This window comes from Listeria tempestatis, assembly GCF_963575625.1.
In the GTDB taxonomy this organism is placed as follows: Bacteria; Bacillota; Bacilli; order Lactobacillales; family Listeriaceae; genus Listeria; species Listeria tempestatis.
In genome coordinates, this window is the sequence record NZ_CAUYTK010000006.1 from 14,240 (window position 1) to 38,636 (window position 24,397).

Genomic DNA, 24,397 nt, shown 5'->3' on the forward strand with positions numbered 1-24,397 from the left:
TTGTTAGCTTATGACTATATATTACCGAGTCTTCCCTAAATTCTGCTGTGAAAAAAATGAAAATTCATTAAGAAAATGAACTTTTAAATATATTTTCGGTTTTTAATAAGGCATGAAAAAACCAGTGTGGAAAAGGGAGGAACCACACTGGTCAAAAAAGGGAGTTTTGGGATTTTCATTTAAAAGGGGAAAATGAAAATGTTTTGTTGTTAGCTTATGACTATATATTACCGAGTCTTCCCTAAATTCTACTGTGAAAAAAATGAAAATTTACTAAGAAAATGATTTATTTCTTTTCATTCAAAAAGCGAATCGCGATTTGTTTATATACATCAATCATTTCTAGGTAGTTGGCGATACTAACATATTCGTTCACTTGGTGCGGCGTATCATTACCCGGTCCAAAAATAATCGTTGAAAATTCTTTTTTTGATTTTGTAAATTCTGCTGCATCTGTTGTCCCTGAAACTCCAAGAAGTGGCATTTCTTCTCCAATAAGTTCTTTGGCCACGTTTTGAGCGATTTTAACAAGTTTAGAGTCCGCCTCACTAAACACTGGTTGCTTATCATAATCCCAAGTTAGCTCTAAATGAACTTGCTCTTGCGCGTTTAACTGCTCCAAGATTTCAGCAAACCTTTGTTTCACTTCTTCATTGTTCACTTCTGGAATTGTTCGAATATTCCCTTGCATATAGGCTTTCTCAGGAATGCTGTTTACTTGATTTCCACCTTCAATGATGGTGACATTATGAATGAATTTTCCTAAAATGGTATTTTCCTTTTGTATTGTTTGAACATAACTTTCTAGTGCATTATAACAAAGTCTTAAATTATCAATTGCATTAATCCCAAGTTCAGGCATCGAACTATGGGCATTCTTTCCAAAAGAGGTAATCGTGTAATTCATCGATCCCTTGTGCGCATAGACAATATTATGCCCGCTCGGTTCTCCGATAATTAGACCATCTAAATTATCGGCATATCCTTCCTCAGTTAACTGTTTAGCACCTAACTCTCCTACTTCCTCACCGACAGTTGCAAGTAACTTAATTTCTCCATCCAAAGAAATATTTTCTTCCTCAAGTTCAATCATTGCGATAATAAGAGCCGCTAGCCCGGATTTCATATCCGTTGCTCCGCGACCATATAAATTTCCGTCCCGTTCAGTTCCTTCAAATGGAGGTGTGTCCCAATCTGCTAAATTTCCGGCATCAACTACATCCATATGTCCTGAAAACCCCAAAACACGACCATTTGGGTCCCCAATTTGACTAATTAAGTTTGCCCGTTTTTCAGCAAACATTAGTTTTTGAGATGGAATGTTATGACGCTCTAAAACTTTAGCTAAATAATCCGCTACTGCTTCTTCATTTCCATTTGTTGAATCAATTCCTACAATGTCTTTCAAAATTTGTATTTTCTCTTGTCGTTCCATGATTCTTCCTTCTTTCATTCAAATTTATTCTCACTTCTAAGTATTCCCTAAATCAATCATTTTATGCACAAAAAAACCAACGTGGAGAAAGGGAGGAAACCACGTTGGTCAAAAAAGGGAGTTTTGGGATTTTCATTTTGGGGAAATGAAAATGTTTTGTTGTTAGCTTATGACTATATATTAACCATGTTTCCCTAAAATTTACTGTGAATAATATGAAGGTTTCCTAAGAATTTCACTTTTTTATTTTAATAAACCTTTTTCTCGTAACTTCACATCATATAATTGATAATTTTCCACATCAAAACATACAAAACAAATTTCCTCTAAGGAAGTTTCTGGCTCTGCAGATAACCATTCGGAAACTGTTTCTATAGCAACCTCAGCCGCTAGTTCCTTTGGAAATTGATAAATACCCGTTGAAATATTAGGAAATGCAATACTTTTTAGCTCCTTATAAGCTGCAAGGTCAAGCGATTTCCAGTAGCAAGAAGCGAGTAAATTGGGTTCGCGCTTATCCCCACCTTGCCAAATTGGTCCGACTGTATGAATAACATATTTTGCCGGCAATTGGAATCCTTCGGTGATAACGGCCTCACCAGTTGCAGAGCTTCCAATTTTTTGCACAATCTTTTTACAAGCCAAAAGCAATTCGGGACCAGCTGCTTGGTGTATGGCACCATCTACACCGCCACCGCCAAGGAGTGTTTTGTTTGCGGCATTTACGATCGCATCGGTCGTCTGTTTTGTAATATCACCTTGTACTAAACGTATCTTCATAGAAAAGCACCTCCTCCCTCTATTTTAAATCATAGAAGGAAAAAGTGCATTTTTTAAAGACGATGAATATCTTTTATGACCCACGGCTTTGGTCTGACATGTAAAATATCCTCTTGTACAAGTCGTGCAAGTGTTAGCGCAACAAATTCACGCGTCGCCGTTGAATACTTGGCTAAAATCGGCTGAGTAATTTCTGAGGGCAAGATAAATTGACCTTGTTCATCTTCTCTACCAAGTTCTAGTCCAATTTGAGCAATACAAGCTCGAATTCTTTCTTCCTTAGATAGCGTATTTTTAACTAAATGCTCCATCGTCATTTGCAAAAATCGTTCCGTCTGATTGGAAAAAAAGCTCAAATCTAAACCTGTGCGTGTTAAAATACGATTTAAAAAAGAACGACTAATTTCCCAACATGCCCCGTTTGTCAAAGACTTAATATCTACACGGATAGTTGGATTAAATTGTACAAGTGCCTCTGGAACAAAAAAAGCACTATCAGTTAAAAATTTTAAAGTTAACTCTTGTCGCGATTTCTCTTCAAAGCTAAGGTTTAACATCATTGTTCCAGCAACTAGAAAATATACTTTTTCTTCTAAGTTTGATTCAGCAAAAATAGTTTGATTCTTCTTAAAAAGAATCATTTTAGCATGTTTATTAAAGTCCTTTTCACGCTTGCAAAAGGTTAATATTTCATCTTCTGAAATCTGAGTGGCTTGATTCTCTCTAGTATACATCATAAAAAACTCCTCTTTGTAGTTTCTTTCAACTAAAATCATAATCCACTTCTGCCAATTTTGTTAAACTTTTTTTTGCAAAATTAACTTATAAATTAACGATTTTCACAAAAAAGTCACAAAAAACAGCTTATTTTTGTTATAATATAACTTTTTCTATAAATCTTGAAAAACTTCCTTCATAGCTGTTTAATATTTTATTATGCAAGTAAAGTGTCCGCGAACAAGTTTCATCAATAAAATAACGATCATGTGATATGACAATTAATGTCCCTTTAAATTGCCGAATCGCTTCTTCAAGCACCTCACGCGAAACTATATCCAAATGATTGGTTGGTTCATCTAAAATAAGCGTATTGACTGGTTGATTAATAAACTTGGCTAATCGAAGACGCATGCGCTCGCCCCCGCTTAGTTGTTCAACTCTTTGAAAAACCATCTCCTGATAGAACATAAAACTCGCCAGCATATTTCGTGCTTCACCTTCTGGCACATGTACATCTTTGCGGAAAGCTTCAAGCACAGTCTCATCACCAGAAATTTCAGCCATTTGTTGCGACAAATAAGCGATTTTTACGTTGCTTCCAACTTTTACAGACCCCCTACTTGGTAGCTCCTCGCCTAAAATCATGCGAAGAAGCGTCGACTTCCCAACACCATTATCACCAATAATTGCAACACGTTCTCCCTCACGAATATGCAAATTAACATTTTCAAACAAAACCTTATCATGAAACGATTTCGTCACCTCGTCAAACAAGACAACATCTTCCCCGCTTCGCTTTGCCTCCTCAAACTGCAACTGCATTTCTTTTTGACTTAAAACAGGACGTTTTAGTCTCTCCATTCGCTCAAGCGCTCGTTCCATACTTTTGGCTCGCCTAAAGAAGCTATCATTTGGCGGATTGGCTTGTATCGCCCATTCTCTAAGCTGCTTAATCGCCTGTTTCATTTTCTTAATCTTTTTCTGTTGGTCTTTATACGCTTGAAACTCTCTTAAAATCCGCTCTTCACGTTCCTTTAAATAACCTGAAAAATTGGTGTGGTACGTGATTAATTCTTGATTTTCTAGTTCAATCATTTTTGAAACAATTTCATCTAAAAAATATCGGTCATGAGATACAACTAAAATCGCGCCTTTATAGCGCTGTAGATATTGTGTCAACCACATCACTGCTTTTAAATCCAAGTGATTGGTTGGTTCATCTAGTAAAATTAAATCGTTTTTTTGTAATAAAAGAACGCCTAATGCCGTTTTGGTTTTTTCACCTCCGCTTAAATCTTTGAATTTTTTAGTTTGTAAAGAAGCGATGCCTAGACCATTCATTACCTTTGCAATTTCGGATTCAATTTCATACCCCCCTTGTTCGGCAAATGCTGCAAGCAAAGCCCCATATCGGTCCATTATTTTAGCCGATGTATCCGTTGCCATTTGGTTTTCCAGATATGCCATTTGAGAACTCATTTCAAGCAAATCAGAAAAGCTACTTTTTAAAACATCATAAACTGTAGCATCATCTTGTTTCTCTTGAAATTGATGAAGCATTCCTATTTGCAATCCTTTCTTTCGCGTCACATCCCCACGGTTAACATTCTCTATACCCGCAATAATTTTCAATATAGTACTTTTCCCTTCCCCATTTCGTCCAATGAGGCCAACATGTTCGCCTTCCATGATTTGCATAGAAATATTCGTTAAAATATTATCTCCTGCAAAGCTCTTACTTACTTGATTTAAATCAATAATTTTCATATTTGTTCCTCCTTCATACACTTAAAAGAGGCATGAATGTTTCACGTGAAACATTTTTATACGCAAAAAAAAGCACCAGACAAGCGCCTGGTGCTTTCCCATTTATTCAAAACGAGATCCATGCTTCTCTTCAAATTCCATCTATGCATTTACTAAAAATTGGGCAGACTTGTCCCCAGTAAACGCGAAAATGGAAAAAAGCGCACGAACAATATATAAAAACTCAACTAAACTTGCTTGTGCCTTTGAAAGAAACATTAATCTCACCTCACTTTAACTTTATTTCCTAAAGAATAACTTAGTCTAAGTCAATTGTCAATGAAACACTTTGTTTCACCACTGAAAATTTTACCAGTTGAGTGAAACAATGACCAGAAAAGCTTGAAAGTATTTACGTTTTGAAATTAATCGCTTACATTGAATATAACAAGTTTAATGATGGAGGTTTCAATATGGAGCATAAAAAGCTAAAACCCTTTCCAGAAGATTTCTTATGGGGGTCTGCAGCAGCAGCCTATCAAGTTGAAGGGGCTTGGGATACGGACGGGAAAGGACCATCCGTATGGGATAAATTTGTAAGAATACCTGGTAAAACGTACAAAGGAACAAATGGAGATGTCGCTGTTGATCATTATCATCGTTACAAAGAAGATGTTAAATTGATGGCAGAACAAGGTCTTCAGGCATATCGTTTCTCAGTAGCTTGGAGCCGCGTTATTCCCCGTGGCAATGGTGCGGTAAATGAAGCAGGCTTGCAGTTTTATGACCACCTCATTGATGAGCTCATTTCTTACGGGATAGAGCCTGTTGTAACACTCTATCATTGGGATATTCCGCAAGGCATACAAGATGAATACGGCGGTTTTGAATCTCGGCGTATTATTCAAGACTTTACTGATTATGCGGAAGTGCTGTTTAAACGCTTCGGGGACCGGGTGAAGCACTGGGTGACGTTAAATGAACAAAATGTATTTATTACGCATGGTTATCAATTGGAGTATCACCCACCTGGGGTTTCGGACTTAAAACGCATGTATGAAGCAAATCATATCGCAAACTTGGCGAACGCCTCCGCGATTAATAAGTACCGCGAACTTGGTCTAGACGGGAAAATTGGACCTAGTTTCGCTTATGGTCCAAGCTATTCAATTGACGCCAATCCAAAAAATGTTTTAGCAGCTCTCGATAACGAAGAGCTAAATGCATATTTCTGGATGGATGTTTATACATTTGGTGAATATCCTATTGCCGCTTGGAACTGGCTCGTTGAAAATGATCTTGCACCTACTATTCACCCTGGCGATATGGAGCTTTTAAAACGCGGTCGTCCAGACTTTATGGGTGTTAACTACTACCGCACGATGACCAATGCTTTCAACCCAAGAGACGGGGTTGGGGCTGGGAAAATGAATACGACTGGTAAAAAAGGGACTACGGAGGAAAGCGGAATCCCGGGGGTTTCAAAACATGTGAACAATCCGTATTTGGAAAAGACAAATTGGGACTGGGATATTGATCCGACTGGGCTCCGAATTGGGCTTAGGCGTATCACAAGCCGCTACCGCTTGCCAATTATGATTACGGAAAATGGACTCGGTGAATACGATTCTCTTACTGAAAATAAGGAAATCCATGACGACTATCGCATTGATTATATTCGTAGTCATGTATATGCCATTCAGGAAGCTATTACTGATGGCGTCGAAATGATTGGTTACTGTACATGGAGCTTTACAGATTTACTTAGCTGGCTAAATGGCTATCAAAAACGCTATGGTTTTGTGTATGTGGACCGCGATGAAACAAATGAAAAAGAGCTCGCGCGTTACAAAAAGGATAGTTATTTTTGGTATAAAAGGACGATTCAAGAAAACGGACGAAATATTGAACGCGAAATGAAGAATTAAGTGTTATTAACTCCGCCCTCTTCGCTTGGGCGGAGAAAAAATAGGAGGTTTAAAATGAAACAAATTTTACTTGTCTGTGCGGCAGGAATGTCCACAAGTCTACTTGTCGAGAAAATGAAAGCGCACGCAAAGGAAATTGGGGAGGAAGTTGCAATTGAAGCACTTTCGATTTCTGAGGCAAGCAATAAGATAAATGATGTCGATATTGTCATGCTCGGTCCTCAAGTTCGCTATCAGGAGAAACAAATAAAAGAAATGGCTGCTGGGCGCATACCTGTAACCGTTATTGATATGCTAGATTATGGTAAAATGAACGGTGCTGCGGTCTTAACGAAGGCGCTTGCTGCAATTCAAAAGAATTAAAAAAAATGGGAGGTTTTTTAAATGAGTATGATGACTAAATTTGAACATGGTATGGAGCGTTTTTTGGTTCCCGTTGCAAACAAGTTAAATTCGCAACGTCATATTGCAGCCATTCGTGATGCTTTTATTTTAGTTTTTCCTTTAATTATGGCTGGTTCCATCATTATTCTACTTAACTTTGCAGTTTTATCTCCAGATGGGTTCATCGCTAAAATTTTATTTCTTGGAAAGATTTTTCCCAATTTAGCGGAGGCGCAAGCTATTTTTGCTCCGATTTTGCAGGGCTCCACCAATATAATGGCCATTTTGATTGTTTTTTTAGTGGCACGAAACTTGGCGATTTTCTTTAAGCAGGATGAGCTTTTATGTGGTCTTACTGCTATTGGGGCTTTTTTCATCATCTACACACCGTATACGTTGGTTGAGGAACAAGCTTACTTAACAATCAAATTTTTAGGTGCTCAGGGGCTTTTTGTTGCCTTAATCGTTGGTCTTATTACGGGGGAAGTTTTCAGTCGTTTGGCACGTAACGAGCGATTAGCTATTAAAATGCCGCCACAAGTGCCACCAGCGGTTTCTCGCTCTTTTAGAGTACTTGTACCTGTTATTATTGTTATGATTCTTTTTTCTGTATTAAATTACCTCATTTCATTGATTGCTCCAGCGGGACTTCATGATTTGGTGTACAAAGTAATCCAGTCCCCTCTTAAGGATATGGGGACAAACGTCTACTCCGTCCTAATTCTTGGTTTTATTTCAAACTTACTTTGGATTCTTGGTATTCATGGTCCAAATACGGTAGCTGCGATTCGTGACACTATTTTTACTGAGCCTAATCTTGCAAACTTATCTTATGTTTCTGAACATGGATCGGCTTGGGGGGCTCCGTATCCAGCAACTTGGGCTGGCTTAAACGATGCTTTCTCAAACTACGGTGGTTCTGGAATGACTCTTGGGCTTTTGATTGCTATCTTTATCGCTTCTCGCCGAGCTGATCATCGCGATATTGCCAAACTTTCCATTGCACCAGGGCTATTCAATATTAACGAACCTGTTATTTTTGGTTTACCTATTGTATTAAATCCGATTATGTTCATTCCATTCATTGTCGTACCAGCAGTTACTACACTAGTTGGCTATTTCTTTGTTGCAACGAAAATTATTCCGCCGATTGCCTATCAGGTACCTTGGACTACTCCAGGTCCACTAATTCCATTCCTTGGAACGGGTGGAAATTGGCTAGCACTACTTGTTGGCCTGCTCTGTCTAGCCATTGCGACCGTCATTTACTTGCCATTTGTTATTATTTCGAATAAAGTAGCAGCTTCTGATGCCGCGATGGACGCTAAAGCAACAGAATCGGCTGAAAAAACAAAGCCAGAGATCGCAAATTGATCGCTAAACTTGTATAAAAAGACGTAACACTAAAAAATCAGACTGCTAACAAACAGCAGTCTGATTTTTTTATGCGTGTTCTCGATTATATGTACGTTTCGCCATTGATTCTAACAAAAACAACACTGGAATTTGAGTTGTAATATTCGTTCGATCGACCATTTCCGGTGTCACAAAGTAAGGGATATTTACATCCGAAAGTCCTGCTAGTGTGTTCTTTGTTGTATTCGTAATGCTAATAATTTTACTGCCGTATTCACGCATATTCTGTGCTTGCAAAAGAACTTGGTCTGTTTCACCAGAAACCGATAAAATAATCATAACCGCATTCTCAAATTGTTCCCCGGGGTTCGGATAAAACGGGTCTTTAATATAAAAAGTCCTTTTTTTCAAGTTGGAGAAATAGCGAGAACCATATTCCGCGAGAATTCCTGATGTTCCTATGCCAAAAAATACAACTAGGCTAGCTTGCTGAATCATATGAACAGCAGCATCCAATTGCTTGTCATAGTCTCGATTCAATGTTCGTTCAAAAAATTCTTCCAAAATCTCAACTGTATCTGCTGTCTTTCGTTTACTATTCAACTTAGCTTCTTGTTTTAATTGAACTTTAAACTCTGAAAAACCATCAAATCCAAGCTTGCGTGTAAAACGAACAATGGAAGCTGGTGAAACGTGTGTTGCTTCTGAAAGTTCTCTTACTCGCATAAACATAACTTTATCCCGGTTTTCCATAATAAAACGGTATAAATGTTGTTCTGTTTCTGTAAACTGCTTAATGATTTCATAGGAAAACATCTTATCTCCCCCTTAATCGACAATAATTATTTCCCGGGAAATAATTATAGAAAGCAGGCTGAAATCAACCTGCTTAGCTTGTACTTTATAATGATGGAATGTTTTTCTTTCTCTTAATGTACCATCTAAGTGCTAAAATAGCAGCGCCTGCGATGACCATAACAGTTGGATCTAGCGCGACGTTAATTGCTGGCGGAACTGTAATTTGAACAATCGTCATAATAAACATCCAAAGTGCGATAACTAGGACGGCCATTAATATGTAGCGAAGTGTCCCGCCCTTTCTTCCTGCACGCATTTCCGTTGCATAACGACGCAAGATAATCATGGCAAAACCACCAATGATACCCGTTATAAGTAAAACGGCTAATCCTAAAGTTTGGCCTTGGAAGAAAGCACTTAATCCAGAAATAAGCATCATTGCTCCTAGAACGAGAAGTCCCCCGTCCAAGCCAAGCCACCATTTACTTGTATTCGGCGCCTCTTCAGCACGTGCTGCTTTAACCGTCAAAGAAGTGACATATTCTGTAGGTGTTAAATCAAACAATTTGCGGGCGGTTACACCTTGTTTTTGTTCCGCTAAAATTTTTTCTGTCATTTCGATAAGGATGCTCTCTTGTTGCGCTTCTGGATAGTCTGTTTGACGTAAATGTTTTTCAACTTCCTGTACATATTGCAAGTTCTTTTTTGTGAGCTTTTCTTTTTGCTCGGCTAAAGAAATGTTTGTCGTTTCAGTAGTCACTAAATTAATTCCTCCTAATTTCAAGCTGTTTTCTTTTCCTACAAACTCTATTATACCTAAACTTTTTCTAAAACGCGATATTATTTCAACTTGATTTTGCCATTTGAAAATAAGCATTGTAGCGCCGAACAATAAAGATTGCCATGAAAAATGCGATGAAAAGAACGATAATCGCAATACTGAAATAAAGAGACAAGGAGATGCCGCTTTCTGTATTGCCATCAACAGCATTGGCAACAAATAGACCCGAACTTAGCGCAAAAAAGAAATAGACGAGCCATTTCACCCAGCCAAACGCAAATAATTGCCCATTGCGCTCTAATTTTTGCTTATTAAATAGCCAAATAGCAAATATAATGAAGGCAATGATGAGTGCGAAAAAGAACCAAAGAGGCCCAGTTGATTTTAACTGCGTATCAAATGGGGAAAAAATTTTCAAATAATCCTCATGTAAAATGAGCGATGACATATTTAAGTCGCCCGCATTCCGATGTAAAATCATATAAACTTTATCTAGGCTGGAAACAAGTAAGACTGGGAAAAGAAGCGCCCCAACGCCAATTAAAACGCTCGCGACAGGCGAAGCTATACATAAGCCGATAATGACGGCTACGAGAAAGATTAAAATAAAACATAGGTAGGCTCCCAAAATGTCGTAAAATAATTTCGTTTTTTCCCAGTCAAGATACTCGGCCGGTATTTTAACTTGAAAGTAAAGTATTCCCGCTCCCAGAGAACCAAGAAGCCCTACCGTAATCGCGCTGATTCCAAGTAATATTTTTACTGATATAACATGTCCTCTTTTGTAAGGTAGCATGGCGGTAAAGCGATTTTTTCGTGTAAAGCGCTCAAAGGCAACAATGAACAAACCTAGAGCAAAAACAGCGATTTTAATAATGTCGAAAAAAATCGATCCTGTAAAAGATATGTAATAAGGGCTTATATCTTCATATTTCGAATTAACTAGCTCTGGAAATAGTGGGTTTAAATAAACAATTGTTAAATTTGTTTTTATTTCTTCTTTAGAAAGCTGCAAATCAGGATCACTTTCCTGTTCCTTTTGAAAGCTCTCAGAATGATAGTAATCACGCGTATCAGCCCACGTATTCGCATCTGTCATCATTCCACCAAAAATTCCGATAAAAAACACTGCGACAAGAAGGCACAAAATCCATCTAGCACTTTGCCACTCCTTGTACCATAATCCCTTTGAAAACATATTTTTCCCCCTCCTCATAACTCTAAGTATGAAATCTTTTCTTCTGCTAAATAAAAGGTAAAAATGTCCTCCATCGTCATGGTCATTTCCTCCAGTAAAAGGACTTGTTCTCGTTTTAATTGCTCTAAAAAACCCTCTTTATCTTGTGTGACGTAAATCGTATAAATTCGTCCATTCCGGTAAAGCAGTTTTGCTTCCCGCTTCACAAAATCTGGTACTCCTTTTGTCTTGAATGCGACTTGAACTTTCATTGTCTGCTGTCTAAATTCTTCCAAATATAAATCAAGCTCAAGCGATGCCCCTTTTAATAGTAAAACGCGGTCAGCAATTTCATCTAGCTCGTCTAGGCGATGCGAAGCGACCATGACACTCGTATTCTTCTCCTTTGCCTGTTCTAAAATAAAATTCAAAATTTCGCGTTTAATCATCACATCAAGCCCTTCCATCGGCTCATCTAAAAGTAAATATTTCACATTCAAGGAAAACGCTAAAATCATAAAAAATAATGCTTTTCTACCTTTTGAAAAAGAAATGATTTTTGTGTCCATCTTCATATCAAATCGTTCCATTAATTCTTGAAAATAAAATTCATCGAAGTCTGTATAAATGGCGCGATATAACTTCACAATCGTCTTTACATTATGAGAATTAAAATAATTCATACTATCTTCTAAAAAGAAAATTTCTCGCTTTAAGGCTGGTTTATTTAAAATGTTTTCACCAGCAATTGTGACTTTCCCTTCATCTGGCAAAAAAATTCCAACTATCGTACTAAATAACGTAGTTTTCCCAACACCATTTCGTCCGATAAGCGCTGTAATTTCACCTGGCTTTAGTTCAAAAGAAATATTTTGTAATACAATGTTGTCATCAATAACTTTTTTGATGTTCTCTACGCGCATGTCATCCCATTCCTCCCCCAAATATACTCACCCAATTATTATACATGAAATTAGTACAACTATTAAAGTATTTCACAAACCAATTGTTATACTATTCACTCGCTTTGTTGTAATATTGAGTATGAAAATAAACGCGCCTGAGGTGAAAGCATGATTAATTTAGATTCAGAATATATTTCTTTTATTAAAAAAAATCCTCGTTTAGTTAAACAACTTTTTTCGGGACATTTTGGATTGGAGAAGGAAAACTTACGCGTGACGCCTAGCGGGCATCTAGCGCTAACAAACCACCCTCCCGTTTTTGGACCAAAAGAAGAGAATCCATATATTAAAACCGATTTTTCAGAAAGCCAGGTTGAGATGATTACGCCTGTCTGTGATTCAGTGGATGATGTGTACAATGCGATTACAAATTTGCATAATATTGTTTCACTCGAGCTCTCTGAAAATGAACAACTTTGGCCAAGCAGCAACCCTGCCCTTATTCCGCCTGAGGAAGACATTCCAATTGCCGAGTATCAGACGGAAAATCACCCAAATCGCCTTTACCGCGAGCATTTAGCGGTGGAATATGGTAAGAAAATCCAGCTCTTATCTGGCATTCATTACAATTTTTCATTTTCAGATGAGCTTTTAAAAGAGCTTTTTCAAGCGTTTCGCGAGGAAAATGAGACGCTCCAAGCATTTAAAAATCGGATTTATTTAAAAGTGGCCAAATATTTTATGAAAAATCGCTGGTTGTTAATATATTTAACGGGCGGCGGCCCTGCCTATATGGACGGCTTTACAACGGCTTCTAATGCGGAAAAAACTGCGGATAATGCGTGGATTATAAAAGACGGCATCTCCTTACGAAACAGCTCTATTGGCTATAAAAACAAGGAATCCTTGCATGTCGATTACGACTCTTTTGACGGGTATATTTCCTCTATCGCTCGCCACATTGAAAATGGTCAAATTAATAGTATGCGTGAATTTTACAACCCCATTCGGTTAAAAAATAGTCATACCGACCAAACGCTTGAAAGTCTGGCTGAACAGGGTGTGGAATATATTGAAATCCGTGCAATCGATTTAAATCCACTTGAAAAAAATGGGATTTCTAAAGAAACATTACATTTTATTCATCTCTTTTTAATTACTGGCTTGCTTTCTGAAAATAATCGGCTTTGTCCAGACAATCAACAAGTATCTGATGAAAACGAAGAGAAGATAGCACTTTCTGGTCTTTCTAGGCCACCCATCATGGATTGTAACCATAAGGAAATCCCGTTTTCAGAAGCAGGTCTTCTTGAATTGAACAAAATGTCGGCTTTTCTCTCTGAGCTAATACCTAATAATAAAGAGCTTGAAAATGTGATTTTACTTCAGAAAGAACGCTTAATGGATCCTTCAAAAACGATTGCCGCTCAAATCATAGCAAAGATTAAAGAATTTGGTTTCTTAAACTTCCACTTAGATGTCGCTAAGGAATCACTGAAAGAAGCAGATGCGGAAGCTTACCGTTTTATTGGTGCGGAAGATATGGAGCTTTCAACGCAAATTTTATGGAAGTCTGCTTGGAAAAAAGGCGTAAAGGTCGATGTTTTAGACCGGTCGGAAAACTTTTTACGTTTGTCGCTTGGTGGTAAGAGTGAAATTGTAAAGCAAGCAACTAAAACGTCTAAAGATAATTATGTGACGGTACTTGTGATGGAAAATAAAGTGGTCACAAAACGTATTTTGGCTGAAAATAACATTCACGTTCCTTTTGGAGAAAATCATACGAAGCTAGAAGAGGCTCTTCTTAGCTATTCAAATTTCGAAGGAAAACAAATTGTGATTAAGCCTAAATCGACGAACTACGGTGTAGGCATCAGCATTTTTAAAAATTTTTTCACAAAAGAAGCGTTTGAAGAAGCTATTAAAATTGCATTCAGTCACGACTCTGCGATTATGATTGAGGAATTCATTCCGGGTGATGAATATCGTTTCCTTGTAATGGGTGACGAGGTTGTTGCTGTGCTCAAACGTATTCCAGCCAATGTGGTTGGTGACGGAATCCACTCGGTTCGTGAACTTGTGGTAGAAAAAAATACTGATCCTCTTCGTGGAACTGATCATTTAAAACCGCTTGAAAAAATTCAACAGGGACCTGAGGAAACGTTAATGCTTTCACAACAACAATTAACTTGGGAGGATATCCCAAACTTGAATCAGACTGTCTATCTCCGTGAAAACTCAAATATTAGTACTGGCGGAGATAGTATTAATGTGACCGACGAGATGGATTCTTACTATAAAGATTTAGCTGTTCGTGCAACAAAAGTTGTTGATGCAAGCATTTGCGGCGTTGATATAATCGTACCACCTAACCCAACTAATTATCAAAATGCGGCCATTATTGAACTAAATTTCAATCCTGCCACCCATATGCATGCATTTCCGTTTAAAGGCGAACGAGTCGCGACTGGTGATAAAATTATTGATTATCTGTTTAAATGAAAAAAGCTCCCTGTGATGGGGAGCTTTTTCATTGTGATAAGATATTTTGGTGGTTAAAATTGGTATTTCATACTTTTGAGAGAAGTTCTGGGATACTTTTCATTTATTTAACATATTAAGACCGTGAAGTGAAAAGCTTTTACGGTCTTTTGCTTACCTAGCAAGTCCCCATAGAAAAACACACCTTTCTCCATTCGAAAAGTGTGTTTTTTTAGTTAAAGAAATTTGTTTCACGTGAAACATTTTATACATTAAATCGGAAATGAACGACATCCCCATCTTGCATGAGGTATTCTTTTCCTTCTAAACGAACCTTTCCAGCTTCTTTAGCTGCTTGCTCTGAGCCAAACTCGAGGAGCGCGTCGTACGCAACTACTTCAGCACGAATAAAGCCACGTTCAAAATCCGTATGAATAATCCCCGCACATTGCGGTGCCTTCATCCCTTTTCGGAAAGTCCATGCGCGTACTTCTTGCACGCCAGCAGTGAAATACGTTGCTAAACCTAGCAATGAATATGCAGAGCGGATCAATTTGTCAAGGCCAGATTCCGCAATACCAAGCGCTTCTAAAAACTCACGCTTATCTTCGTCTTCAAGCTCCGCAATTTCTTCTTCTGCGCGTGCACATACTGCAATAACCTCTGAACCTTCGCTAGCCGCGAATTCCTGAACTTTTTGTACATAAGGATTACTAGACGGATCAGCCACATCTTCTTCACTTACATTCGCAACATAAAGAACTGGTTTTTTTGTTAAAAGGAAAAGATTCTTGACGATTTTGTCTTCCTCTTCATTGAACTCAATTGCACGTGCTGGTTTATCGTTCTCAAAAGCATCTTTCAGCTTAGAAAGCACGTTAAATTCAGCGACAGCGTCTTTATCTTTTTGTTTTGCAAGTTTTTCCACCCGACCGATTCGTTTATCAACCGTTTCAAGATCTGCAAGAATTAACTCTAAATTGATTGTTGAAATATCGTCTAATGGGTCAACTCGGCCTTCAACGTGCGTAATATTTTCATCCTCAAAACAACGTGTCACATGACAAATTGCATCCACTTGTCGAATGTGAGATAAAAATTTATTTCCAAGGCCCTCACCTTTACTTGCCCCTTTTACAATACCTGCAATATCTGTAAATTCAAAAGTAGTAGGCACCGTTTTTTTAGGTTTGACAAGTTCAGTCAATTTATTTAAACGTTCATCAGGAACTTCTACAATTCCTACATTTGGATCAATTGTTGCGAAAGGATAATTGGCTGCTTCCGCCCCAGCTTTCGTAATTGCGTTAAAAAGTGTTGACTTCCCAACATTTGGAAGACCAACAATACCAGCTGTTAATGCCATATTTAAATTACTCCTTTATTAGTTATTGACGTTCAAAACAGTTTACTCCCGTTTGTTTTCACTAAGAAACATTATAAAGGTTTTTCATCTAAAAAACCAGCCCCTCAAAAAAAGAACCTAAACTTAAAGCTTAGATTCCTCTGCTTTTCTTATTATTCTTTTCACTTTACGTTCAAACTCTCTTCGCGGCAACATTACGCTATGTCCGCAACCTTCACATTTTATTCGAATATCCATTCCCATTCGAATAACTTGAAATTGATTTACCCCACAAGGGTGAGGCTTCTTCATTTCAACAATATCATTTAAATCAAAATTTAATCTATCCAAATCCGCTCACCCTTCCAAGAATTTTTTAATCTAAATCTACATCTAAAATATCCAAAATCCGATTTAAATCATCGTCCGACAAAAACTCAATTTCAATCTTTCCTTTTCTATCTCGGCGCTTAATATTAACCGCTGTCCCAAATTTACTACGCAATTGATCTTCACTTTCACGAATATATGCTGGAATCTTCTTAGGTTTCGCTGTTTCACGTGAAACATTTTCGTTCGTTTCAGTTACTAGCTTCTCCAATTGTCTGACAGTCAAGCCGTCCTTCACCGTCTTCTTGGCCAGTGGCAAAATATTTTTTTTCGCTTTTAAGCCTAGTAGCGCCCGACTATGACCAACTGATAAGGAGTCATCTCGTAACATATCTTGAACTTCATTTGGTAAAGTTAATAACCGAATAATATTGGCGATATATGGACGACTTTTCCCAACACGCTCCGCTAATTTCGCCTGTGTTAGCTTTAAATTTTCCATTAAGAATGCATAGGATTCTGCTTCTTCTAATGGCGATAAATCTTCACGTTGCAAATTTTCTATAACGGAAAGTTCCATTAGTTCAACGTCACTAAGTTGGCGAACAACAGCTGGTATTTCAGCTATTCCGGCTGCTTTAGAGGCTCTGAAACGTCGTTCACCTACTACAATTTGATATTTATCATCAACTTGTCTTAAAATAATTGGTTGCAAAACACCATGCATTTTAATTGAGTCTCGCAGCTCATTAATAGCTTTCTTGTCAAAATGCTTTCGCGGTTGAAATGGATTTGCTTCGATTTTCTCAATTGCGACAAAAACAACTGTCTCTTCATTCGTGTCCACTGTATTAAAAAGTGCATTTATACCTTTACCAAGGCCTTTAGCCATGCGAAATCACTTCCTTCGCTAGTTCTAAATAAACTTCCGCCCCTTTTGATTTTGCATCATAAAGAAGAATCGGTTTTCCGTGGCTTGGTGCCTCACTAAGACGGATATTTCTCGGAATGATTATATCAAATACTTTATTTTGGAAATATTTTTTAACTTCCTCAATAACTTGAATACCTAAGTTGGTTCGTGCATCTAACATTGTTAGAAGTACACCTTCAATTTGCAAATCTGCATTTAAATGCTTCTGCACAATTCGAATTGTGTTTAACAACTGACTGAGTCCTTCAAGCGCATAATATTCACATTGAACCGGAATAAGTACCGAATCCGATGCGGTAAGTGCATTTAAAGTTAGTAGCCCTAACGAAGGTGGGCAATCAATAATAATGTAATCATACTCGTCTTTCAGCGTATCAATCGCTTTTTTTAGACGAATTTCCCTAGAGATAGCTGGTACCAATTCCACTTCTGCCCCAGCAAGTTGAATAGTAGCTGGAACAACATCTAGATTATCCAAATCCGTCTTCTGTCTAACCTCTTGAATTGGAACATCATCAACAAGAACATTATAAACACAATTTGTAATCTCGCCTTTATTAATGCCCACTCCACTTGAAGCATTCCCTTGCGGATCAATGTCCACAAGCAATACCTTCTTCCCTAAGAAAGCCAGGCTTGAACTCAAATTAACTGAAGATGTAGTCTTTCCTACACCACCCTTTTGATTCGCTAATGCAATAACTTTGGTCACTTTTTTCTCACCAACCCTTATCTACTTGCTGAAATATATATCTTCTTTTCTATTTTACCAAAACTTTTTGATTTCGTCCTATATTTCTTCAAAAAAATGTTTCACGTGAAACATTTTAATTAGATTTCATTCATTTGTTACACATAAAAAAACGCCAAAAACGGCGTCTTTAAAAGGTTTTCGAGCAATTATTTCGCTGAGATTTCATTTAAATTAAATGTTGCTTTAACTTCAAGCACTTGCCAAGCTTTTTGATACATACGCAAAGTCAAATCAGGGTCACCTGCTTCAATGCGCTCAATAATTGTTGGCGATAAGCCGGATTTTAGAGCCAAATCAAGTTGTGACCATTTTTTCGCAATTCGTTTTGCGAAAACAAATTGACCTATTCTTGCAGAAAAACTATCTAAATAATGAACGATTCCCTCATTTTTATAGGCAAGATCTTTTAATGTACTAAAGTCATAGTCACTCATACCAATGCTTAACTCAGCTTTTACGCGACTTAGGAAAATACGTTTGGCTTCCTCGCGGTAAGAACCCATTTTATCTGTAAATGGATTTTTATCCTTGAAATAGCCTTTAGCAAAACAGTAGTAGGTTTCAGATTCTGAGAAAGCAGTAAAATAAATAAGGCGGCAATTTTTATCTTTAAAATGAATTTTCATTTCTTGAATTGGTTGATCAATGGACGTTTCAATACGCGTGCTCTGCAAGGAATATGCTTGACTTTTCCCTATTGTAAGATGGATATCAGGCAAAATTTGCTTGCCAGAGCTCATTTTTCTTGTTTCCGCTTGTTCTAATTGTAATAACCCTTGAAGAAGTAATGTAGCCATTAGTGGTTCTTCAAGAATTAAATTTTGTACAAAATCATATGCTTGAAATTCACCTTGTTCATCTTTTACAAAAACAATTTTAGCCATACACCTGCGCGGTTAACCCGCTCCCTCCTTTATCTCTTATCTGTTTTCTTTTTTCTATACCCTAAAAATTGAAAAACAATCTCTAGTAAAACTGCTTCTAGTTATTTGCCGCATCAAACTTTTTCGCTTTTTTATACCAGCCATAGATGCTACGCACTAAGAGAATAATATAGACGAATGCAACAATGTACATTAAATAACCTAACCCCATATTTAAAAATGCTCTTGCCGTGCTTATTTCAGACGCCGCACGACTCGTCATCATCGGGTACATGAAGAAAATAACAATGCGTTGCGGCTGCAAACTTAAAATAGCTGTCGTAATTGAAGATACAAATGATGGTAGAATCATTGCAGCACAGCTGATTCCAATGATGTGCCAAATAATATTAACAATTTTCATTTCAGATTCCTCCCTTATGATTTGTTTTTTGGAATCTGAATCGTAATCTCAAAAAATTCCTCGGATTCCTGCTCTTTGACCTCTAAATCTAAACCACTTTTTTGAACGAGTTGAACAGACTCTTTAATCGTGTTAAGCGCAATTCGGACATCCTTACTGACAGCCCGAATTTGTGGTTTTTTAGACTTAGGTGCTTCTTCTTTTTTTGTTAAAATTTCTTGAATAAGTTGGTCGGTTTGTTTCACATTAAAATTTTGCTTGATAATTTCGTTTAAAACCAGTATTTGTTGCGCCTCTGTTTCAAGAGCGAGAAGCGCACGCGCATGCCTCTCAGAAATATCTTTCGCCAAAACCGCGTCCTGAACTTCCTTTGGCAACTTCAAAAGTCGGAGTTTATTCGCAATTGCTGATTGACTCTTTCCGACTTGCCTTGCTAAATCACCTTGCGTCACACTTTGCATATCAAGGAGTGCATCATATGCTTTTGCTTCCTCAATTGGCGTTAACTGCTCGCGTTGCAAGTTTTCAATTAAAGCAATAGCTGCTGTATCATCATCATTAAACTCTTGAATAATGGCAGGAATTTTTTCTAAATTTAAATGGCGTGCCGCGCGATACCGTCTTTCCCCGGCTATAATTTCATAGCCACCTTCTCTTGTTTCGCGCACAACAATGGGTTGAATCAAACCATGAATTTGAATGGTTTCTGCCAGTTCTTCAATTTTGTCTTGGTTAAACACCGTTCGCGGTTGAAATTGGTTAGGCAAAATTGAATCAAGTGGCAATTCTTCAACACGTTTTTGCAAACTCATTTCTTCGGCTTCGTTGTTCTCATTTTTATCCTTTTTTCCAAATAGTGAAAAAGCCATGCAGTTTCGTCCTTTCCAAGCTTCGTTCGCTCATTTTAAATCCTACTTCTATTTTAGCAGAATGAAAAACATTACTCAATTGGTTGTTTATTTGGCGTTCCAGCCTTACGCGGATACTTATTTGGCGTTTCTTTTGCTTTTTCAATGACGTATATATTTCGTTCGCTGCTCTCGACAGGAAGTAAAAACGCAAAATGATTCGTCACTTTTCCCCCAAAAAGAGAAATAGCCTTAGCCGCTATTTCAAGTTCCTGCTCCGCCTGCTGTGCCTTCATTGCAAGGAAAATCCCGCCTTTTTTCACAAGTGGAATGCATAATTCTGATAGCACACTCATTCTGGCAACAGCACGTGCGGTTACAAGGTCAAACTGCGCCCGGTGTTCCTTATTCTGGCCAAATATTTCCGCACGATCATGATAAAAATTCACATTTTCAAGTTGCATTTGTTCCGCCAAATGGGTCAAAAATGTAATTCGTTTAGCTAGAGAATCAACAATGCTAACTTCAAGATGCGGGAAGCAAATTTTAATTGGAATGCTCGGAAAACCTGCACCCGCCCCCACGTCACAGACAGACTTAATTTTTGTAAAGTCTACAAAAAAAGCAGCCGAAATCGAATCATAAAAATGTTTCAAATATACCTCTTGTTTTTCGGTTATCGCCGTCAAATTCATCTTCTCATTCCATTCAACTAGCGTTTTATAATAACAATCAAATTGATTCATTTGGTTTTCATTTAAAAGAATACCTTTTTCAGCAAGAGCGGCTTTAAATTGTTCTGGATTCATTTTCTTCCCCTTTTCCAATCATTTTCCATTTTATTTTATCATAACTCGAGCAGAGATGTTATACTATTCCAGACAAAAAAGCATTTAGATAGGAGACCGTTTAACTGGTACCTATCTAAATGCTCTCTTCTTTATTTCAGCTTCGCGATTTTCCCTTGCTCGATATACACGAGTAAAATGGAAATGTCCGCTGGGTTAACTCCACTAATACGGCTAGCTTGTGCAATGGAAAGCGGGCGAATTTTTTTGAGCTTTTCGACCGCTTCTGTAGCAAGTCCAAAAATAGCATCGTAGTCAATGTTTTCAGGGATTTTTTTATCTTCCATACGCTTCATTTTTTCAACTTGTTGATAGGACTTTTCAATGTAACCTTCATATTTAATTTGAATCTCCACTTGTTCTGCAACGTCCGCAGAGAGAATTGTTTCACGTGGAACAATTTGTATGATTTTTTCATAAGTTAGTTCTGGGCGACGTAAGAAATCTGCGGCTAAAATACCATCTTTAAGCTCAGCGCTTCCTAAATTGCGTAGCATCGTTTGAACTTCCTCAGTCGGCTTAATTCGCGTTTTTTGAAGACGTTTGATTTCCGCTTCAATTTCGGCTTTCTTTTCTAGGAAACGAGCGTAGCGGTCATCTGAAATCAAACCAATTTCATGTCCGATTTCCGTTAGGCGCAAATCCGCATTATCATGGCGCAGCAGTAAACGGTATTCTGCGCGAGAGGTCAATAGACGGTACGGTTCCTCCGTCCCTTTTGTAACTAAATCATCAATTAAAACACCAATATACGCCTCGTCACGCCCTAAAATAATGGCATCTTTGCCTTGGACCTTGCGGCAAGCATTAATCCCCGCCATCAAACCTTGACCAGCCGCTTCCTCATAACCACTTGTGCCGTTCAATTGACCAGCTGTAAACAAGCCTGGAATTAGTTTCGTTTCAAGCGATGGCCAGAGCTGATCTGGCATCACCGCATCATATTCAATCGCATAGCCAACACGCATCATTTCAACGTTTTCAAGCCCAGGAATCGTGCGTAGCATCTTTTCTTGCACATCTTCAGGCAAACTCGTTGAAAGCCCTTGGACGTAAACTTCTTCAGTGTTGCGTCCTTCTGGTTCAAGAAAGATTTGATGGCGCGGCTTATCACTAAAACGCACAATTTTATCTTCAATGGACGGGCAATAACGCGCACCCGTTCCTTTTTTTGTGGCTGTAAACATTGGCGAGCGACTTAAATTTTCATTAATAATGCTATGTGTCTCTTCATTCGTGTACGTGAGCCAACACGGCAATTGGTCTAGCACCATATTAGTTGTTTCAAAGCTAAATGAACGCGGGTTTTCGCCTCCTGGTTGAATTTCTGCTTGTGAATAATCGATGGAACTCGATTTTACGCGCGGTGGCGTACCAGTTTTAAAACGTCTTAAAACAAAACCCAACTCCTCCAAGTGTTCGGATAGTTTGACGGACGGTTGTTGGTTGTTTGGACCACTTGAATATCTTAGTTCGCCAACAATTATTTCACCGCGCGAAAAAGTACCCGTCGTCAAAATGACAGCATCAGCCGTATATTTCGCTCCGCCATTTGTAATGACTCCTTTGCAAACCCCGTCTTCGATTACTAGGCGGTCAACGAGACCTTGCTTTAACGTAATATTAGCCTCTTTTTCAATTGTGTGTTTCATTTCATGCTGGTAATCCCATTTATCCGATTGTGCACGTAGCGCGCGCACTGCTGGACCTTTTCCAGTATTTAGCATACGCATTTGCACATAAGTTTTATCTGTGTTGCGTCCCATCTCACCGCCGAGCGCATCGATTTCACGCACGACAACACCTTTTGCGGGTCCGCCAACAGATGGATTACAAGGCATGAAAGCCACCATATCCAAATTAATTGTGAGCATAAGCGTTTTAGCACCCATTCGACCGCTAGCTAACCCCGCTTCAACACCAGCATGCCCAGCTCCAACGACAATAACGTCATATTCTCCTGCATCATAAACTTGCATCTATTCCACTCCTTATTTTCCAAGGCAAAATTGATTAAATAATTGATCTAGTAATTCGTCCTGTACCGAGTCACCTGTAATTTCGCCTAGTAAGTCCCAGGCGCGAGTCATGTCAATTTGTACGATGTCGACTGGCATGCCAGTTTCAACGCCTAAAATGACATCGTCTAGGGCGTCTAGCGCTTGATGTAGCAACGCAATATGGCGCACGTTTGATACATACGTTGCATCTCCAGCGTCAATTTCACCAGTGAAAAATAGTGTTTGGATGGCTTCTTCAAGCTCACCCATACCACCATCTGTTAACATCGATGTTTGAACGACTGGTTGCCCATCTGCTAGACGCGTAACGTCAGTTAAATCAATCTTACATTCTAAATCCGTCTTATTTAACACGACGACAAAACGGGTTCCACGTGCGGCTTCAAAAAGCGCCTCATCTTCTTTTGTTAGCGGTTCATTTTGGTTCAAAACGAGTAGCAGAAAATCAGCTTCTGCGAGAGCTTTTCGTGATCGTTCTACCCCAATTTTTTCTACAATATCTTCGGTTTCGCGAATACCAGCCGTATCAATTAGGCGAAGCGGCACACCACGTACGTTTACATACTCTTCAATGATGTCACGCGTCGTTCCCGCGATGTCCGTGACAATCGCCTTCTCTTCCTGAATGAGCTGATTTAAAAGCGATGATTTCCCCACATTCGGTCGGCCGATGATGGCCGTCGCAAGTCCCTCGCGTAGAATTTTCCCCTGACTAGCAGTTTGAAGCAACTGATTCACCGATGCTTTCACGACCTGCGTCTTCTCAAGTAGCATTTTCATGGTCATTTCTTCCACATCATCGTATTCCGGGTAGTCAATGTTCACTTCAACCTGTGCTAGTGCATCTAAAATTTCCTGTCTAAGACTCCGGATTAAGCGTGACAAATTGCCACCCATTTGCTTAAGCGCAACGCCCATCGCTCTATCCGTCTTCGCTCGAATCAAGTCCATCACGGCTTCCGCTTGCGATAAATCAATTCTTCCGTTTAAAAAAGCGCGTTTTGTGAACTCTCCTGGTTCAGCTAGCCGAGCGCCACTTCTTAGTAGAAGCTGCAACACCTGGTTCACAGATACAATGCCACCATGGCAATTGATTTCCACAACATCCTCACGTGTAAACGTCCGTGGTGCGCGCATGACCGAGACCATCACTTCCTCAATTGTTTCACCGTCTTCTTTTATATGACCATAATGAATGGTATGACTTTCTGCTTCAATTAGCCGTTTTTTGGCATAAAAAATACGATCCGCTACTGGAATCGCCTCATCACCGCTTAATCGAATAATTGCAATGGCACCTTCGCCTGGCGGTGTTGAGATCGCAGCAATAGTATCAAAATCCATTCTACCCCACCTTTCTCCGTAAAAACGAATAAATTTAGTTTGAATAAATTTTTATTTGCACTCAACAGTTCGCTCTGCTTTCACCAAAGCTTGCTATTCACAAGTTATAAAATTTAATATCTACTATTTTAACTTATCCACGTGTGTTTAACAACCGTTTTTTTAATCTTAGTATGTTTTTGATGCGTGAAGGTC

At 38.5% G+C, this 24,397-nt stretch carries 22 protein-coding genes; 4 read left to right on the plus strand and 18 right to left on the minus strand.

Going from position 1 to position 24,397, the window contains the following annotated elements:
• Positions 1-286: 286 nt before the first annotated feature.
• From R8923_RS08940 to abc-f, 4 genes are all read right to left on the minus strand, one after another.
• Positions 287-1,435 carry an ArgE/DapE family deacylase gene (locus R8923_RS08940; protein WP_485872441.1) on the minus strand — a complete coding sequence of 383 codons (1,149 nt, stop codon included), beginning with the start codon at positions 1,433-1,435 and terminating at the stop codon, positions 287-289.
• A 243-nt stretch (positions 1,436-1,678) separates the two neighbouring features.
• A complete protein-coding gene (locus R8923_RS08945; RefSeq protein ID WP_485872442.1) occupies positions 1,679-2,215 on the minus strand; it encodes an O-acetyl-ADP-ribose deacetylase in 537 nt (178 codons plus the stop codon).
• A gap of 53 nt (positions 2,216-2,268) precedes the next feature.
• Positions 2,269-2,952 carry a Crp/Fnr family transcriptional regulator gene (locus tag R8923_RS08950; protein ID WP_485872443.1) on the minus strand — a complete coding sequence of 228 codons (684 nt, stop codon included), beginning with the start codon at positions 2,950-2,952 and terminating at the stop codon, positions 2,269-2,271.
• A gap of 136 nt (positions 2,953-3,088) precedes the next feature.
• Positions 3,089-4,702 (minus strand): ribosomal protection-like ABC-F family protein, encoded by a 1,614-nt coding sequence (abc-f, locus tag R8923_RS08955; RefSeq protein WP_485872444.1) that lies wholly within the window; start codon positions 4,700-4,702, stop codon positions 3,089-3,091.
• 452 nt (positions 4,703-5,154) lie between these two features.
• On the opposite strand from abc-f, the gene R8923_RS08960 reads away from it, so the two are divergent.
• Genes R8923_RS08960 through R8923_RS08970 form a run of 3 tightly spaced genes read left to right on the plus strand, consistent with a single transcriptional unit; the run spans position 5,155 to position 8,367 of the window.
• Entirely contained in the window at positions 5,155-6,609 is a 1,455-nt protein-coding gene (locus R8923_RS08960; RefSeq protein WP_485872445.1) for a glycoside hydrolase family 1 protein, read from the plus strand.
• A 54-nt stretch (positions 6,610-6,663) separates the two neighbouring features.
• The gene (locus R8923_RS08965; protein ID WP_485872446.1) at positions 6,664-6,972 is read left to right on the plus strand and encodes a PTS sugar transporter subunit IIB; all 309 of its coding nucleotides are present in this window, start codon (positions 6,664-6,666) and stop codon (positions 6,970-6,972) included.
• A 21-nt stretch (positions 6,973-6,993) separates the two neighbouring features.
• Complete coding sequence (locus R8923_RS08970; protein ID WP_485872447.1) at positions 6,994-8,367, plus strand: PTS sugar transporter subunit IIC; 1,374 nt, start codon at positions 6,994-6,996, stop codon at positions 8,365-8,367.
• 69 nt (positions 8,368-8,436) lie between these two features.
• Here the strand turns inward: R8923_RS08970 and R8923_RS08975 are convergent, their stop codons facing one another.
• From R8923_RS08975 to R8923_RS08990, 4 genes are all read right to left on the minus strand, one after another.
• The gene (locus tag R8923_RS08975; RefSeq protein ID WP_485872448.1) at positions 8,437-9,165 is read right to left on the minus strand and encodes a MurR/RpiR family transcriptional regulator; all 729 of its coding nucleotides are present in this window, start codon (positions 9,163-9,165) and stop codon (positions 8,437-8,439) included.
• A gap of 85 nt (positions 9,166-9,250) precedes the next feature.
• The gene (locus R8923_RS08980) at positions 9,251-9,907 is read right to left on the minus strand and encodes a DUF1129 domain-containing protein (RefSeq protein ID WP_485872449.1); all 657 of its coding nucleotides are present in this window, start codon (positions 9,905-9,907) and stop codon (positions 9,251-9,253) included.
• A gap of 85 nt (positions 9,908-9,992) precedes the next feature.
• Positions 9,993-11,126 carry a hypothetical protein gene (locus tag R8923_RS08985; protein WP_485872450.1) on the minus strand — a complete coding sequence of 378 codons (1,134 nt, stop codon included), beginning with the start codon at positions 11,124-11,126 and terminating at the stop codon, positions 9,993-9,995.
• A 14-nt stretch (positions 11,127-11,140) separates the two neighbouring features.
• Entirely contained in the window at positions 11,141-12,028 is an 888-nt protein-coding gene (locus R8923_RS08990; protein ID WP_485872451.1) for an ATP-binding cassette domain-containing protein, read from the minus strand.
• Positions 12,029-12,178: 150 nt separating this feature from the next.
• Here R8923_RS08990 and gshAB point away from each other — a divergent pair, with 150 nt between their 5' ends.
• Positions 12,179-14,512 (plus strand): bifunctional glutamate--cysteine ligase GshA/glutathione synthetase GshB, encoded by a 2,334-nt coding sequence (gene gshAB, locus R8923_RS08995; RefSeq protein ID WP_485872452.1) that lies wholly within the window; start codon positions 12,179-12,181, stop codon positions 14,510-14,512.
• Between the two features lie 244 nt (positions 14,513-14,756).
• On the opposite strand, the gene ychF is transcribed toward gshAB, so the two are convergent.
• From ychF to mnmE, 10 genes are all read right to left on the minus strand, one after another.
• Positions 14,757-15,857 (minus strand): redox-regulated ATPase YchF, encoded by a 1,101-nt coding sequence (gene ychF, locus R8923_RS09000; protein WP_485872453.1) that lies wholly within the window; start codon positions 15,855-15,857, stop codon positions 14,757-14,759.
• 123 nt (positions 15,858-15,980) lie between these two features.
• A complete protein-coding gene (locus tag R8923_RS09005) occupies positions 15,981-16,187 on the minus strand; it encodes a DUF951 domain-containing protein (RefSeq protein ID WP_485872454.1) in 207 nt (68 codons plus the stop codon).
• A gap of 25 nt (positions 16,188-16,212) precedes the next feature.
• Positions 16,213-17,058: a ParB/RepB/Spo0J family partition protein gene (locus R8923_RS09010; RefSeq protein ID WP_485872455.1), complete on the minus strand. Its 846-nt coding sequence runs from the start codon at positions 17,056-17,058 to the stop codon at positions 16,213-16,215.
• Positions 17,051-17,812: a ParA family protein gene (locus tag R8923_RS09015; RefSeq protein ID WP_485872456.1), complete on the minus strand. Its 762-nt coding sequence runs from the start codon at positions 17,810-17,812 to the stop codon at positions 17,051-17,053. Before R8923_RS09015 ends, R8923_RS09010 begins: the two co-directional genes overlap by 8 nt.
• A gap of 188 nt (positions 17,813-18,000) precedes the next feature.
• Positions 18,001-18,738 (minus strand): helix-turn-helix domain-containing protein, encoded by a 738-nt coding sequence (locus tag R8923_RS09020; RefSeq protein ID WP_485872457.1) that lies wholly within the window; start codon positions 18,736-18,738, stop codon positions 18,001-18,003.
• Between the two features lie 97 nt (positions 18,739-18,835).
• Positions 18,836-19,141, minus strand: a complete 306-nt coding sequence (locus R8923_RS09025; RefSeq protein WP_485872458.1) for a hypothetical protein — start codon at positions 19,139-19,141, stop codon at positions 18,836-18,838.
• A 14-nt stretch (positions 19,142-19,155) separates the two neighbouring features.
• Positions 19,156-20,010 (minus strand): nucleoid occlusion protein, encoded by an 855-nt coding sequence (gene noc / locus R8923_RS09030; RefSeq protein WP_485872459.1) that lies wholly within the window; start codon positions 20,008-20,010, stop codon positions 19,156-19,158.
• A 71-nt stretch (positions 20,011-20,081) separates the two neighbouring features.
• On the minus strand, positions 20,082-20,798 hold the full coding sequence (rsmG, locus tag R8923_RS09035; protein ID WP_485872460.1) for a 16S rRNA (guanine(527)-N(7))-methyltransferase RsmG: 717 nt from the start codon (positions 20,796-20,798) through the stop codon (positions 20,082-20,084).
• A 131-nt stretch (positions 20,799-20,929) separates the two neighbouring features.
• Positions 20,930-22,816 carry a tRNA uridine-5-carboxymethylaminomethyl(34) synthesis enzyme MnmG gene (gene mnmG, locus R8923_RS09040; RefSeq protein WP_485872461.1) on the minus strand — a complete coding sequence of 629 codons (1,887 nt, stop codon included), beginning with the start codon at positions 22,814-22,816 and terminating at the stop codon, positions 20,930-20,932.
• Between the two features lie 12 nt (positions 22,817-22,828).
• The gene (gene mnmE / locus R8923_RS09045) at positions 22,829-24,202 is read right to left on the minus strand and encodes a tRNA uridine-5-carboxymethylaminomethyl(34) synthesis GTPase MnmE (RefSeq protein ID WP_485872462.1); all 1,374 of its coding nucleotides are present in this window, start codon (positions 24,200-24,202) and stop codon (positions 22,829-22,831) included.
• Positions 24,203-24,397: the final 195 nt, after the last annotated feature.